Source organism: Lentisalinibacter salinarum (genome assembly GCF_040706555.1).
Classification (GTDB): Bacteria; Pseudomonadota; Gammaproteobacteria; order Steroidobacterales; family Woeseiaceae; genus Lentisalinibacter; species Lentisalinibacter salinarum.
Genome location: NZ_JAPDRH010000004.1, coordinates 271,129 through 286,453, shown reverse-complemented (window position 1 = coordinate 286,453; position 15,325 = coordinate 271,129). Strand labels below are relative to the sequence as shown.

Sequence of the window (15,325 nt, the reverse complement as noted above, 5' to 3'; positions counted from 1 at the left end):
ATGGCACCGGTCAGCAGGCGCTGCTGACTGGCACCTACTTCACGCAACTGAAGGCCTGGCCGTCATGCGGGGGTATCCATCGCCGCGACCTTTTGTCGGGAGCAAGATGGATACCCCCGCAGGGCGGCCACAATAGAAGGGGCCGGGTCGGAAGAAATCGGGCCTGAAGGCCCTCCTACATGCTCGGTTACGGCAGCGGGAACTCGAATCGCAGTGTCAGCGCGTCGGACTCGCTCTCGTCGCGCAGGTTCGCATTCCAGTGGAAGCGGGCCGTCAAGCTGTCGCGGCTCAGGAACTCGATGCCGATGCCCGCATCGTAGAGCGGGTCGCCGAGGTCCGAGGCGATCACCAGCGGCTCGATATCCACCGGTGCGCCGGCCAGCCGCGTCCTGACCTCGGTCTCGCTGCCGTCCAGGTACTGACGGAGCCCCAGCGTGACGCTCAGCCGCAGGCTGCTCTCCGCCGCCACCGCGAACTCGCGGCCGACTTCCATGGCCGGGCGTACCCACGGGTGCGTCTCGCTGTAGCTCTGGAAGACCAGGTCCGCCGCACCCGCACCGCTCTCGGCCGCCGGGTTCGCCCGAATCTGGGTGATGCCGCCCTCGATGATCGGCCGGAGGTACCAGCTTTCGTAGTCGAGGTCATGTGACAGTCGCAGCCGGCCGGTCGTGACGTCGATGTTCCGGCTCACGCTGGTCGTGAACGGCGAGGTGAGCACGCCGGTACGGTAGCTGTCCGTCTCGCTCCAGCCATAGGAGATGACGCCCGAGAGCTTCGTCGGGCCGTAGCGGCGTTTCGCGGAGAGACCGATGTGGTAGGTGTGGCCGCGTGAAGACCACTGCCTGTCGTAGCCGTCGGCGGTGGCACTCTCGCGGGCGACGCCGAAGCCGAGCGACCAGTCGTTGTCGAGCGTCTTCTGGGCACCGAGCGACAGGCGGCTGGTGGAGCCGTCGAAGTTCTTGAAGTCGCCGTGCTCGTCCAGGCTGGTGTCGTAGGCGTCGTACTGGAACCAGACGCAGCTCCCTTCCCGCGTGAAGTGGAAGCGCCCGCCAGACTGGCGGCAGCTCATCAGGCGCTCGGTGAAGTCGATGCTGCTGTCCACCAGCTGCACCTGATGGCCGGCGTAGAACTCCGGCGAGAGCTGCGAGAGCGACTCGCGGTAGCTGGGCAGGTCCGGGTCGTAGACCAGTTTGGTGATCAGCGCGCCGTAAGCGCCGTCGCCGCCGCCGGCCGTCTGCGCCCGGTTCAGGTATTCGCCGATCGCCGAGAGGTTCTCGCCCATGCCGTCCGGATCGAAGTCCACGGTGTAGTCGAGCACGGCCTCTTCCGCCGTGAAACCGAGGTCGTAGACGATCACCACGGAGGGCGCCGTCTGCAGCTCGAGTCCGCTGTCCGTCGCACCTTCCTCGCCGCGGAACAGCGTGCTGCGGAAAGTGCCGACCGGGATCCTGCCGACGTTAAGCAGCGAGACGTCGACGGTGCCGGCGAGATCGACGCTGCCGCTCGCGAGCACCTGGTCGATGGTGTCGGCCGCGAAGTCGATCTCCGAGAGCGTCATGCCGCTGGCGCTCTGCAGCAGGCTGCCGTTCAGCGCGACACTCTCGGCGCGGGACGACGCGCCCGGCGCCAGGAAGCCATCATTGCTGAGGAGACTGGCAGCACTGCCGAGATCCACCGTCGCGCCCGCGGCGAAGACGGCATCCGCGCGGTTCACGAAGCTGTTCGACCCGGCGGCCAGCGAGACGTCACCCGCGATAGTGCCGTGGTTGTCCACGGCGGTGCTGCCCGCGTCGGCGAGCAGCGCCTGACCGTCGATGCCGTCGGCGGTCATGATCGTGCCGAAGTTGTCGAGTCCGTTATCGGCGCCGCCCGAGAACCAGACGGCCACCCCGTCGGTACCGCCGTAGATGAAGTGGTCCGCGCCCAGGCTGAGGTCGATATCGCCCCGGCCGTCAGCGCCGCTCGACTGGGCGAACACGCCGACGCCCTGTATCCCTTCGGCAATCGCGCTGCCGTCGAGGTCGATCGTGATATCGCCGCCGCTGCCTTCGCCGCCGGCGCTGCCGAGGTACGCACGATCCAGCGCCCCGCCGCCGCCGCCCAGGCTCTGCGCCAGCACCGCGATGGCGCCGTCGCCGGCAGTAATAATGTCGCCCGCCTGACGGAACGTGATGTCGCCGCCCGAGCCGGTGTTCTTCGTCCTGAGATCCCAGGTCAGGCCTTCGCCGCCGGTGTCCGTCAGTACGAGTCCGCCGCCGCCGCCGATGCTCTGCAGCACGACGCCATGGGACAGGTCGCCGGCAGTGAAGATGTCGCCGGTGTGATCGAGCACCAGGTCGCCGCCGTCGCCGCTGGCGCCGTCGGTGCCGCCGAAGGTCACGTCCACCTCGTCCACGCCGCGGATGCGTGCATCGCCGCCGCCCGCACCGATGCTCTGCACGACCAGACCCGGCGACAGCGAGCCCTCGGTCGCCGTGTCGCCGTCGATTGCCATCCGGACGTTACCGCCGTCGTTGCCGGCACTGCCTTTGGCGCCGAGATCGATGCTGGCCCGGTTGCTCGCCGGCGGCACCTCGGCCGCGGCGGTCGTCGGCTCCGCAGTCGCCGCCGCTGCACCCGGATTCTTCACCGGCTGGTAGGTCACCGGCGGACGGGTCGCCGCCTTCTGCGACGGCAGAGCGGCCGGCAGCGCGGGAGCCGCCGAAAATTCGTCACCCTCTGCGATCGACGCGAATGCGCTCAGCCGCGGCTGCTCGAGAAGGGGATCCGCGTCCGTCGGGACTGGCAATAGCGGCGCGTCGGCCAGCAGTTTCTCCGTCCCCGCCTGGTCGTCGGACCCGGCCGCCGCGACGACGGTTTCGCCATCGGCCTCGCCGTCGGTCTCTGCGGCAGCCTCCGCGCCACCGCCACCCTCACCGTCCGTGCCGCCGCTCTCGGTGGTCACGTTGACGATCAGGTTGCCGCCACCGCCGCCGATGGACTGGATCAGCGTGCCGGTGGCGCTCTCGCCCGCCGTCGCGGTGTCGCCCTCACGGTCGAGCGCGATGTCGCCGCCGCCGCTGTTCTCGGACTCCTCGCCGCCGAAGTCGACGTCCAGGCTCACCCGGGTGCTCTCGTCGCGGGCGATGCGGATCACGCCGCTGCCGCCGCCGCCGCCCACAGACTGGGACGAGGCCGCCGCGGAGTTGTCGCCCATGGTGAAGAGATCGCCCTCGTGGGCTGCTTCAATCGCCGCGCCGGCGCCCTCCTCGACGAACGCCGAGCCGATCTCGATGGCGAGCGACACGACGCCGTTCGCATCCAGACCGTCGTCGCCGGGAGTGGAGCCCACGCGGCCCCGGGTGATGGCGGTCGCGTCCAGTGCCAGATCCAGGTTGCCGCCGCCGCCGTTCACCGATTGCACGAAGTGCGAGCGGCTGTTGGCGCCGAGCATCAGAATCGAGCCCTCGGTGTTCACGGTCACGGTGCCCGCTTCGCCGGTGCCGCCGTCCCGGCTGCCGAGGATCATCGGCAGGATGAAGTCGGTGGCACTGCCGGCGGGGCTGTCGTAGGTGGCGCCCATCGTGCCGCCGCCGCCAGCTACGGACTGCGCATAGATGCCGTAGGCGTTGTCGCCGTGCGCGACGATGCTGCCGGTGTGATCCACGGTGACGTCGCCGCTGTCCGCGCCGGCGCCGCCTTCGCCGCCGAGCGCGAAGCTCATGAACGACGGCCCGGGCACCTCGCCGTCGAGCAGGCCGCCGCCGCCGTCGTCCGCGCCTTCCGGATTCCGGCCCGACAGGCCGCCGTTACCGCCACCGCCGCCGACGGACTGCGCGAAGATGCCGTAGGAGGCGTCGCCGAACACCTCGATGGAACCCGAGTTCTCGACCACCACGTCGCCGGAGACGTTGCCGCTGCCGCCCTTGCCGCCGATCGACATGCTGCGCTCGGCCAGCTCACCGACGAGCGGCGCGCCGCCGGCCTCGCTGAAGGTGGCCCCGCCGTTACCGCCACCGCCGCCGATGGACTGGGCGAACACGCCGTGGGCGCCGTCGCCATAGGTCACGATCTCGCCGTCGTTGCGAACGGTCACGAGGCCGGAGGTACCGCCCGTGCCGCCCTCGCCGCCGATATTGACGCTGGCGGTCACCGACTTCGGCAGGTCCAGCGACAGGCCGCCATCGTCCTCGGCCGGGCCGGAAATCACCGTGCTGCCATTGCCGCCGCCGCCGCCGATGCTCATCGCGATGATGCCGTGGGCGCGGTCGCCGCTGGTCACGATCAGGCCCGGCTCACCGTCCTCGCCGGTGAGGTTTTCCACGGTCACGTCGCCGCCGGTCCCGCCCTCGCCGCCGCTGCCGCCGATGCCGAACGCGATCTGCGCGCCGGGACCCTTGAACTTCGAGATCACCTGGCTCGCGTTGCCGCCGCCGCCACCCACGCTCTGCGCGAAGATGCCGGCCGCCTCGTCGCCCTCGGTGCCGATGCTGCCCGTGTTCACGACGGTCACGGCGCCGCCGGTAGCGCCTGTGCCGCCGGTGCCGCCGATGGCCACACCGAGCTGCGCCGCGATCGACTGCTCCTTCTTCTTCTCGTCCTTCTTGTCGTCGTCTTTCTTGTCGTCGTCCTTGCTCTCCTCGCCTTCCAGCGTGACCACGCTCATCGTGCCGTTGCCGCCGCCACCGCCGAGGGACTGCGCCAGGATGCCGTGGGCGCCCCGGCCGGCGGTCAGCACCACGCCGGAGTTCACGACGTCGACCCGGCCGGCCACGGCACCTTCGCCGCCGCTGCCGCCGATGGCGAGCGCCGCGCCCACCTCCGAGCCCTTCAGCGTCGCCTCGGACTTGCCGGCGTTGCCGCCGCCGCCGCCGATGGACTGCGCGATGATGCCGATGGCGCCCGTGCCGGTGGTCTGCACCGTGGCGTCGCTTGCCACGTCGATCGCGCCGCCGGTGCCACCGATACCGCCGGTGCCGCCGATCGCCATCGACGCATTCGCCGCGGTGCCGCTGGCATCGCCGCCGTTGCCGCCGCCGCCACCCACGCTCTGCGCGAAGACCGCGTGCGCGTCCGTACCCTCGGTGGCCACCCGGCCGGACACGGTGACGCTCACGTCGCCCGCCGTACCGCCCTCGCCGCCCTCGAGGCCCACGGACAGGCTCGCGCCGCGTGTCGGGGTGCCGTCCTCGCCCTCCACCTGGCCGGAGATGGTGGTCGCCGAACTGTTGCCGCCGCCGTTGCCGATGGACTGGGCCAGCAAGCCGTAGGACCGCTCGCCGCGGGTCACGACGCTGCCCGCGGACGAGAGGGAGACGTCGCCCGCCTCGCCGCCGGAGCCGCCGCGCCGGCCGATGGAGATGCCCACCTTGCCGTTCTTGCCCGCCTCGTAGGTCATGTTGGCGACCGCGTTGCCGCCGCCGCCGCCGATGGATTGCGCGATGATGCCGTGGGAGTCGTCGCCCAGTGTCTCGATGGCGCCTTCGTGGGTGACGCTCACATCGCCCCCGGTGCCGCCGTCGCCGGTCGCGCCGCCCAGCGCCAGGTTGACGCCGGTGTTACGGGACTCGTCCTTGATATAGGTCAGCGTCAGGTTGTAGGCCGCATTGCCGCCGCCGCCGCCGATGGACTGCGCCAGGATGCCGTGGCTCTGCTGGCCGAAGGTGACGATGTCGCCGTAGTGGTGCACCGTGGAGTCGCCGCCGTCGCCGGCCCCGCCGCCGGAGCCGCCCACCGCGAGCTGCACGGCGAAGGCGGATTGTTTCGACTCCTTGTCCTTCTCGTCCTCCTTGTCCTCTTTCTGGCGGCCTTCCAGCTCGTCCAGCACGGCGTCGTAGTTGACGAAGACCTCCGGGTCCACGCCCGTATGCTGCGGATGGGGGCGCTTCTTCTTCGGCTCGTCCGGGTCGTCCGGCTGCTCGGGCGGCTCGTCCACGCCGTCGCCGGCCAGCAGCACGGAGGCCACGATGTTCACGCCCGCGTCGCCGCCGCCGCCGCCGATGCTGGTGGCTTCGACACCGATCGCGCCGACGCCGTCGGTGGCGATCAGGCCGGCGTTCGCGTCCTCGCTGCCGCGGCGCACGGTCACGTTGCCGGCATTGCCGCCGCCGGCGCCGAAGCCGCCGATGCCCATCGTGACGATGGAGCTCTTCTTGGCCAGATTGCCGGAGAAGTTCAGGCCGCCGTTACCGCCGCCGCCGCCGATCGACTGGGCGAAGATGCCACGGGCGTAGTCGCCGCTGGTCGTGATGGCGCCGGTGGAGGACACGACCGTGTCGCCCGCATCCGCGCCCTCGCCGCCGTGGCCGCCGATGCCCGCCGTGATGGAGAGGTCCTTGTAGCCGCCGGAATCGTTGTTGTCGGCGAAGATCAGGCTGGTGGAGACGTTGAGCCCGCCGTTACCGCCGCCGCCGGCCACCGACTGGGCGAAGATGCCGTGGGCATTCTCGCCGAACGTCGCGATCGAGCCGGCCTGGTCCACGGTGACGTCGTCGCTGACGTTGCCCGCGCCGCCGAAACCGCCCATGCCGAAGGTCACCGAAGGCGGAGTCGCCTCCTTGCCGAACGAGATCGCGCCGGAGACGTTGAGGCCGCCGTTGCCGCCGCCGCCGCCCAGCGACTGGGCGAAGATGCCGCGGGCGTTGGCACCGCTGGCGCGGATGTCGGCATCCGCCGTGACGGCCACGGTGCCGCCCGTGCCGGCGCCGCCGCCGAAGCCGCCCATGCCGAAGACGATCGGCGCATCCGAGACCACGCCGGCGCTCACGTTCACGCCGCCGTTGCCGCCGCCGCCGCCCACGCTCTGGGCGAAGATGGCGGAGCGCTCGTCGCCGAAGGCCGTGATGCTGCTGCCCTCGGCCACGGTCACGTCCACCGCGCCCGCGTCGCCGCCGGCGCCACCGAAACCGCCCACGCCCACCACCAGCGCGTGTCCGTCGCCGTTCTCGCCGGAGGCGTAGGAGAGGCCCGCGCTCACGTTGACGCCACCGTTGCCGCCGCCGCCGCCGATGGACTGGGCCAGGATGCCGTGGGAGCCGGGCCCGGACGCATCCTCGGGGCTCGCGAACAGCGTACCCCGATAGCGGAGCGTCACGTCGCCGGCCTCGCCGCCGTCACCGCCGAAACCGCCCACGCCGATGGACGCCGCGCCGCCCGTGCCCTCGCGCACCAGGCTGACGCTGCCGGTCACGTTCACGCCACCGTTGCCGCCGCCGCCGCCCAGCGACTGGGCGATGAGGCCGTGGGAGTCATTGCCGAGGGTCACCACTTCGCCGCTGACGTCCAGGGTGACGTCGCCGGCATTGCCGCCGTCGCCGCCGAAACCGCCCACGCCGATACCGATGGCCGCGCCGTTCCTCCCGGCCATGTTCACGCTGGCGGACACGTTCACGCCGCCGTTGCCGCCGCCGCCACCGAGACTCTGGGCCACGATCGCCGCCGACTCCCGGCCCGTGGTGCCGAACTGGCTGAACTGCTCGCTGGTCGCGACCGTGCTGGTCACGTCGCCCGCGTCGCCGCCACCGCCGCCGAATCCACCCACGCCGATCGCCAGCGAGCCGCCGTTCTGCTTGCTGAAGGAGATCGCGCCCGCCACCGAGACGCCGCCGTTGCCTCCCCCACCGCCCACGCTCTGAGCCAGCACGGCGTTCGAGCGGTCGCCGGTCGTGACCGCGCCGCCGGTGACCGTATTGGTGACGACGCCCGCATCGCCGCCGTCGCCGCCGAAACCGCCCACGGCGATGGCGACGGCGCCGCTGCCGGTGCCCGCGCCGGAGAACGTCCCGGAGATACTCGTGCCGCCGTTGCCGCCGCCGCCGCCCACGCTCTGGGCCAGGATGGCCGCGGAATCGTCACCCTCGGTCTGCGCGTAGCCGGTGACCGTGTTGGTGACGTCCGCCGCATCGCCGCCGCCGCCCGCCGCGCCGCCGACGCCGACGGACAGCGCGCCACTGCCGGTCTTGGCTGCCGAGACGGCCGCGGACACCGTGAGGCCGCCGTTACCGCCGCCGCCGCCGATGGACTGGGTCACGATGCCGCCGGAATTGGCGCCGGCGGTCATCGCCGTGCCCTCGAACACGCCCGTCACCGCCGCCGCATCGCCGCCGTCGCCGCCGAAGCCGCCGATGCCGACGCTGGCCGCGCCGCTGCCGGTGCCGGTCAGCGAGACCGTGCCGGCGATGGCGATCCCGCCGTTGCCACCGCCGCCGCCCACCGACTGGGTCAGCACACCGGTGGAGTCGTTGCCGGCCGTGGACACGTCGGCCGTCACGACGCTGTCGACGGTCAGGGCGTCGCCGCCGCCACCGCCTGCGCCGCCGATGGCCACGGAAGCGCTGCCGCCGCCGGTGCCGGCCGCGCTGAAGGTACCGGCCACTGTGAGCCCGCCGGACCCGCCGCCGCCGCCGACCGACTGGACGATGATGCCGGCCGCGTTGTCGCCGCCGGTGGTCACCGAACCCGAGACCGTGCTGGTCACGCCCATCGCGTTGCCGCCGTCGCCGCCGGCGCCGCCGACCCCGAGACCCGCTGCGCCGCTGCCGGTTCCGCCCACCGACACGGCCGCCGAAATGGCAATCCCGCCGTTGCCGCCGCCGCCGCCCACGGACTGGGCCAGGACGCCGGTGGCGTTGTCACCGGCCGTCATGACCTCGGCGTCGACGGTGCTGGTCACCCCGCCCGCATTGCCGCCGCCGCCGCCGGTGCCGCCGAAGGCCACGGACGCAGCGCCGCTGCCCGTGCCCGCCGCGCTCAGCGTGCCGGCCACGGTCAGGCCGCCGTTGCCGCCGCCACCGCCGATGGACTGCGCGACGATCGCGCTGGCATCCCGGCCGCCGGTCGCGACGATGCCGCTGACGCTGCTGGTGACCGACTTCGCGTCGCCCCCGTCGCCGCCGGAACCGCCGATGCCGACGCTCACCGCGCCGCTGCCGGTGCCGGCCAGGGAGACCGGTGCGGCGATCGCAATCCCACCGTTGCCGCCGCCGCCGCCCACGCTCTGGGCCAGCACGCCGGTGGCCTTCGCGCCCTGGGTCGTGACGGTCGCCTCCACCGTGTTGGTGACGATGCCCGCATCGCCGCCGTCGCCGCCGAAGCCGCCCACGCCGAGGGCCACCGCGCCGCTGCCGGCGCCGGCACCGGAGATCGCGCCGGCCACCGTGAGCCCACCATTACCGCCGCCACCGCCCACGCTCTGCGCGAGGATGCCGGTGGCCTCTTCGCCCGCCGTGAACACCGAGCCCGTGACCATGTTGGTGACGTCCAGGCCGTCGCCGCCGCCACCGCCGGAACCGCCGAAGCCGAAGGCACCCGAGCCGCTGCCCGCGCCGGCCACCGATGCCGTGGCTGAGATGGCTATGCCGCCGTTGCCGCCACCGCCGCCCACGCTCTGCGCGAGCACGCCGAGGGACCGATCGCCGGCCGTGGCGATATCCGCGTTCACCGTGTTGGTGACCACACCGCCCGTGCCGCCGTCGCCGCCCATGCCGCCGATGGCCACCGAAGCCGAGCCGCTGCCGGCGCCCGCGCCGGAGAACGTGCCGTCCACCGCCAGGCCGCCGTTGCCGCCGCCGCCGCCGATGGACTGGGCGATCACCGCGCTCGCCTCGCGGCCCTCGGTCACTATCGTGCCGCTCACGGTCTGGGTGACGGTCCCCGAGATCCCGCCGCCGCCGCCGGCGCCGCCGATGGACAGCCCGCCCGCGCCGCTGCCGACGCCGGCCACCGAGACCGTCGCCGTAATGGAGATGCCGCCGTTACCGCCGCCGCCGCCCAGCGACTGGGCCAGCACGCCGGTGGAACGGTCTCCTGCCGTGCCGATGACGGCGTCCACGGTGCTGTTCACGTCGCCCGCATCGCCGCCGTCGCCCGCGAAACCGCCGATACCGACGCTGCCCGCGCCGCTGCCGACGCCGGCGCCGGAGAGCGTGCCGATGATGGACATGCCGCCATTGCCGCCGCCGCCGCCGATGGACTGGGCCACCACGCCCGCCGCATCCGCGCCCAGCGTCGTGACGGAGCCCGCAACCGTCGCCTCCACGTCGCCTGAGCTGCCGCCGTCGCCGCCGAATCCACCCACGCCGACGCCGCCCGCACCGCTGCCCACGCCGGCGATGGACACCGCCGCCGTGATGCTCATGCCCCCGTTGCCGCCGCCGCCGCCCACGCTCTGGGCCAGCACGCCCATGGAGTCGGCACCGGCCGTCGCGACGTTACCGCGCACCTCGGCGAAGACGTCGTCGCCGTCGCCGCCGCCGCCGCCGAGCCCGCCGACGCCCACGCCGGCCGCGCCACTGCCGACGCCGGCGCCGGTCAGGCCGGCAACGATGTTGAAGCCGCCGTTACCGCCGCCGCCGCCGATGGACTGGGCGATCACGCCCGTGGCATTGCGGCCGGCGGTGGAGACGTCGTTGGCGACGTCCAGATTCACGATGGCGCCGTCGCCGCCCCCCGCGCCCTCGCCGCCGACACCCGCGCTGGCGACACCGCTGCCCACGCCGGCCACCGCGACCGCACCGACGATGTTGAAACCGCCGTTGCCGCCGCCGCCGCCCACGCTCTGGGCCAGGATGCCGGTGGCGGAGTCGCCCAGCGTGACCACGTCGCCGGTCGAGACCGCGGTGACGGTATTGCCGTCGCCGCCGCCGGCCCCCGCGCCGCCCACGCCGCCGCTCACCGCGCCGCTGCCGATGCCGGCGCCCGAGGCGCTGCCGGTGATGTTGTAACCACCATTCCCGCCGCCGCCGCCGATCGACTGGGCCAGGAAACCGATGGAGCGTGCGCCGGCCGTCATGATGGTGCCGTTGGAGGTCGCCGACACCGCGCCGCCGGAGCCGCCTACGTCGCCACCGCCGCCCACGCTCGCCGCCACCGAGCCGCTGCCCACGCCGGCCGCGGACAGTGCGCCGGAGATGGCGAAGCCGCCGTTGCCACCGCCGCCGCCGATGGACTGGGCCACGAAGCCGGAGGAATCGTCGCCGAGGGTCGTGATGTCGGCATCCGAGGTCGCGTCCACCGCCTTGCCCGCGCCGCCGCCGGCGCCCTCGCCGCCGACGCCCACGGACACTGCGCCGCTGCCCACGCCGGCCACAGCCCCCGACAGCGCGAGCGAATAGCCGCCGTTGCCGCCACCGCCGCCGACAGACTGCGCGATGATGCCGGCGGAGTTGGCGCCCCGGGTCACGATGGTGCCGTCCGCGGTCAGGGTCACCGCCGGCTCTTCGTCGCTGCTGCCGCCGTCGCCGCCGCCGCCACCGGTGCCGCCGACGCCGGTGGAGACCGCGCCGGCTCCCGCCCCGGCGCCGGACAGGGTCGCCGCGATGCCACCGCCGCCGTTACCGCCGCCGCCGCCCACGCTCTGCGCCAGCAGGCCGGTGGAGCCGTCCCGGCCGGTCTCGATGCTGCCGCTGAAATTCGCGGTCACGAGCCCGCCGTCACCGCCGAGTCCGGCGTCGCCGCCGACCGCCGTCGACACCGACAGGCTGCCGCCGCCCGCGCCGGACGCCGCCGCACCGGTACTGAGGCCGCCGTTGCCGCCGCCGCCGCCGATGGACTGCACCACGACACCGCTGGAGCCTTCGCCGGCCGTCAAGACATTGGACGAGATGCCCGCGAGCACGTCGCCGCCGTTGCCGCCGCCCGCGCCGGAACCGCCCACCGCTGTCGACACCGCGCCGGCCACGCCGCCGGCGACGGAAGCCGAGGCCGCCACCGTGGTCCCACCATTCCCGCCGCCGCCGCCCACGCTCTGCACCAGCACGCCGGTGGACTGGTCGCCCGCCGTCGAGATCGTGCTCAGGTCCGCGCGGCCGATGGTCGCGTCCACGCTGCCGCCGTCGCCGCCCAGGTCGCCCGCGCCGCCGATGGCCGTGGACACCGCCAGGCTGCCGCCGCCCGCTCCCGACGCCGATGCGCCGATGGACACGCCGCCGTTGCCGCCGCCGCCGCCCACCGACTGCACGATGACCGCACTCGAGGCATCGCCGGTGGTGGCGACGTCCGCGCCGACATCGGCCAGCACCGTGCCGCCCAGGCCGCCCTTCTCGCCCTTGCCGCCGATGGCCGTCGAGACGGCGCCGCTCGCACCGCCGCCGCCGGAGGCCGAACCCGCGATGGCGATGCCGCCGTTGCCACCGCCGCCGCCGACGCTCTGGATCAGCACGCCGGTGGACTGATTGCCGCCGGTGCGAATCGCGCCGCCCAGCGTGATGTCCACCAGTCCACCGTCGCCGCCCTCGCCGCCCTCGCCGCCGACGGCGGTCGAGACCGCGCCGCTCGCGAACGCCCCGGCACTGACAGCCGCACCGATGGTCGTGCCGCCGGTGCCACCGCCGCCGCCGATGCTCTGGGCGATGAAGCCGGTGGCGATGTCGCCGCTGGTCGTGATGGTGCCTGCGAAGTTACTCTCGACCAGCCCGCCGAGGCCGCCGTCGCCGCCGCTCGCGCCCACCGCCGTCGCCACCGCCGCACCGCCGAGCCCGAACTGCGCCGCGCCGGCCACCGTGGTCCCACCATTCCCGCCGCCGCCACCCACCGACTGCAGCAGCACGCCGGTCGCATTGCCGCCGCCGGTCGTGACCGAGCCCGTGCCGTTCAGGCGCACCGTGCCGCCGACGCCGCCCGCCTCGCCGCTGCCGCCCACCGCCGTCGAGATGCTGGCGAAAGCGCCGCCGCTCGCCTGCACCGCCGCGCCGCCGTTGCCGCCGCCGCCGCCCACGCTCTGGGCCATGATGCCGATGGATCGCTCGCCGTCCGTCACGATGGTCGACTCCGACCCGTCCGCGGCCGCTGCCAGCGTCACGTCCACCAGCCCGCCGTCGCCGCCCGCGCCGCCGTCGCCGCCGATGGTCGTACCCGCGATACCGCCCGCCGAGAACGCCGAGCCGCCGTTACCGCCGCCGCCGCCCACACCTTGCGCGAACAGGCCGAAGGCATCGGTGCCGGCGGTCGCGAGCGACCCGCTCTGGGTCACGATCACGTCGCCCGAGGCGCCGCCGCCACCGCCGGCCCCGCCGATCGTAATCACCGCATTGCTGCTGCCGCCGTCGCCGCCGCCGCCGCCCACGCTCTGGGCGAACAGGGCGGATGCCCGGGCGCCCAGCGTCTCCACGGAACCGGCATTGGTCACCGTCACGTCGCCGCCGCCGCTGGTCGCGCTGCCGCTGCCGCCGATGCCCACCAGCCCGCCGGAATCGCCGCCCGAGCCGCCGCCGCCGCCCACGCTCTGGGCGAAGATGCCCCGGGCCACCTCACCCTCGGTGGACAACGTGCCGGCGTTCGTCACCGTCACGTCGCCGCCTTCGCCGCCGGCGTTGCCGCCGCCGCCGAGCGAGGCCAGGCCGCCGGAAGAGGCGCCGCTGCCGCCGCCGCCGCCGATGCTCTGGGCGAAGACCGCATCCGAGCCCAGCCCGGTCGTCGCGACCACACCGGACTCGCCGATGGTCACCGTCACGTTACCGCCGTCGCCGCCTGCACCGCCGGAGCCGCCCAGCGAGAACACGCCGCCCGACTGCCCGCCGGCGCCGCCGCCGCCGCCCACGCTCTGGGCGAAGATGCCGCGGGCATCCTGTCCGTCGGTAATCACCGAGCCGTCGTGGGTGACCTCGACGTCTCCGCCGTCGCCGCCGACGCTGCCGGATCCGCCCATGCTGATCGCACCACCGCCGCCGCCCGCCGAACCGCCGCCGCCGCCCACGCTCTGGGCGAAGATGCCGTGGGAACTCGCGCCGCCGGTCGTGACGGTGCTGCCGTCGGCCGTGGTCACGGTCACCGTATCGCCGTCGCTGCCCGTGCCGCCCGAGGAGCCGAAGGAGACGATGCCGCCCTGGGAGCCGCTGTCGCCGCCGCTGCCGCCGATGCTCTGGGCCAGCACGCCGATGGAATATTCGCCCTCGGTGATGATCGACGAGGAAGTGCCCAGCGACACCAGCACCGTGCCGCCCTTGCCGCCCGCCGCGGCGCCGCCGCCGAATGCCGTGATGCCGCCCGCATCGCCGCCGTTGCCGCCGGTGCCGCCGATACTCTGGGCCAGGATGCCGTGGGCCGCGTCGCCCCGGGTGTGGATCAGCCCGTCGTTCGTGATCGAGACCGGGCCCCCGGTGCCACCGATGCCGCCGCTGCCGCCTTCGCCCGTGATGCCCCAGCTGTCGCCGCCGGAGCCCGCAGAGCCGCCGACACTGAGCGCATAGATGCCGTGAGACTCCACGCCGAAGGTATTGATGTCGCCGGTATTGGTGACCGTCACCGGCCCGCCGGCGCGGGCGCCACCGCCGCTGCCGCCGCCGGAACCGATGATCGCGTCGCCCCCGTCACCGCCCCGCCCGCTGCGACTGAACACGAAGATGCCGCGGGCGCCGTCGCCGCCTGTCGTGATGCCCACCTCGCTGGTCAGCGTCACGTTGCCGCCATTGCCGCCGTCGCCGCCGTCGTAGGGCCCGATATTGCCGTAGGAATCGCCGCCCGTGCCGCCGTTGCCGCCGATGCTGCCGAGCTTGATGCCGTCGACCTCGTCGCCGGTGGAACTGATGTCGCCGTGGGAGGCGGTCACGGTGCGGTCGATCTCCGGGCCCGTGGCACCGTCGCCGCCCGGGCTGCCGCTCTTGCCGATGTTGAAACACCCGATCAGCGGCAGGCAGATGCGGACGCCATACGCATTGCCGCCGTTGCTGCCGTTCTGGCCGACGGCCACCTCGTTGATGGTCCCGGAGGTGGACTCCGGCGGGATGAACTCCGGGTCGCCGTCGGAGCCGGCATTCTCGGCCGCGGCCGCCTCGAGTTCGGGGCTCTTGTCCTGCACCACCGACTCGGTGTTGATCGGTTCCGGATTGTCCGGGTCCGGGTTCTCCACCACGAGCTGCAGATCCACGGAGACGATGTAACCGGTGTCCGGATCAGTCTCGTTGGCCACCACCTCGTAGACGTCGCAGCTGGCATCGTCCGGGTCTGGCTCGGTACAGGCGATGGTCTGGCCGACGGTGGTGCGGGTGAGGATGACGTCGCCGTCCGAGGTCAGGACGTAGGCGTTATTGCCTTCGTTGTCCTGGATGACCTCGTCGACGGTCGCGTCTTCGCCGGTGATCGGGTTAGTGACCGTGTCACCGACCTGGGAATCCGGCGTGGGCGGGTCGGACCAGGCAACATGGGGCAACATGGCCAGGACGAAAAACAGCCCCGGCAGGGCGGTGCCGCACAACGTGCGGCGGAAGGCGGTTCGTACCGCTCTCATTATTGAGCCTCCCTTTGTAGGCTCTTATTGTTGCCCCGACTTTATTACAGATAGCGCCCCCGCGCACGCAAAAGAAATGTAGGAGGGCCATCAGGCCCGACCCGGCTTTCTCTTGGCGTCGCCTCC

Annotated in this window: 1 protein-coding gene; it reads right to left on the bottom strand. The window is 73.3% G+C overall.

What is annotated here, in order from left to right; all coding sequences use genetic code 11:
- Positions 1–187: 187 nt before the first annotated feature.
- Positions 188–15,199 (bottom strand): hypothetical protein, encoded by a 15,012-nt coding sequence (locus ACJMKZ_RS16890; RefSeq protein WP_405234391.1) that lies wholly within the window; start codon positions 15,197–15,199, stop codon positions 188–190.
- Positions 15,200–15,325: the final 126 nt, after the last annotated feature.

What these genes read in the sequence shown, in the direction of transcription:
- ACJMKZ_RS16890 (WP_405234391.1), bottom strand. Translation starts at nt 15,199, where the DNA reads ATGAGAGCGGTACGAACCGCCTTCCGCCGCACGTTGTGCGGCACCGCC.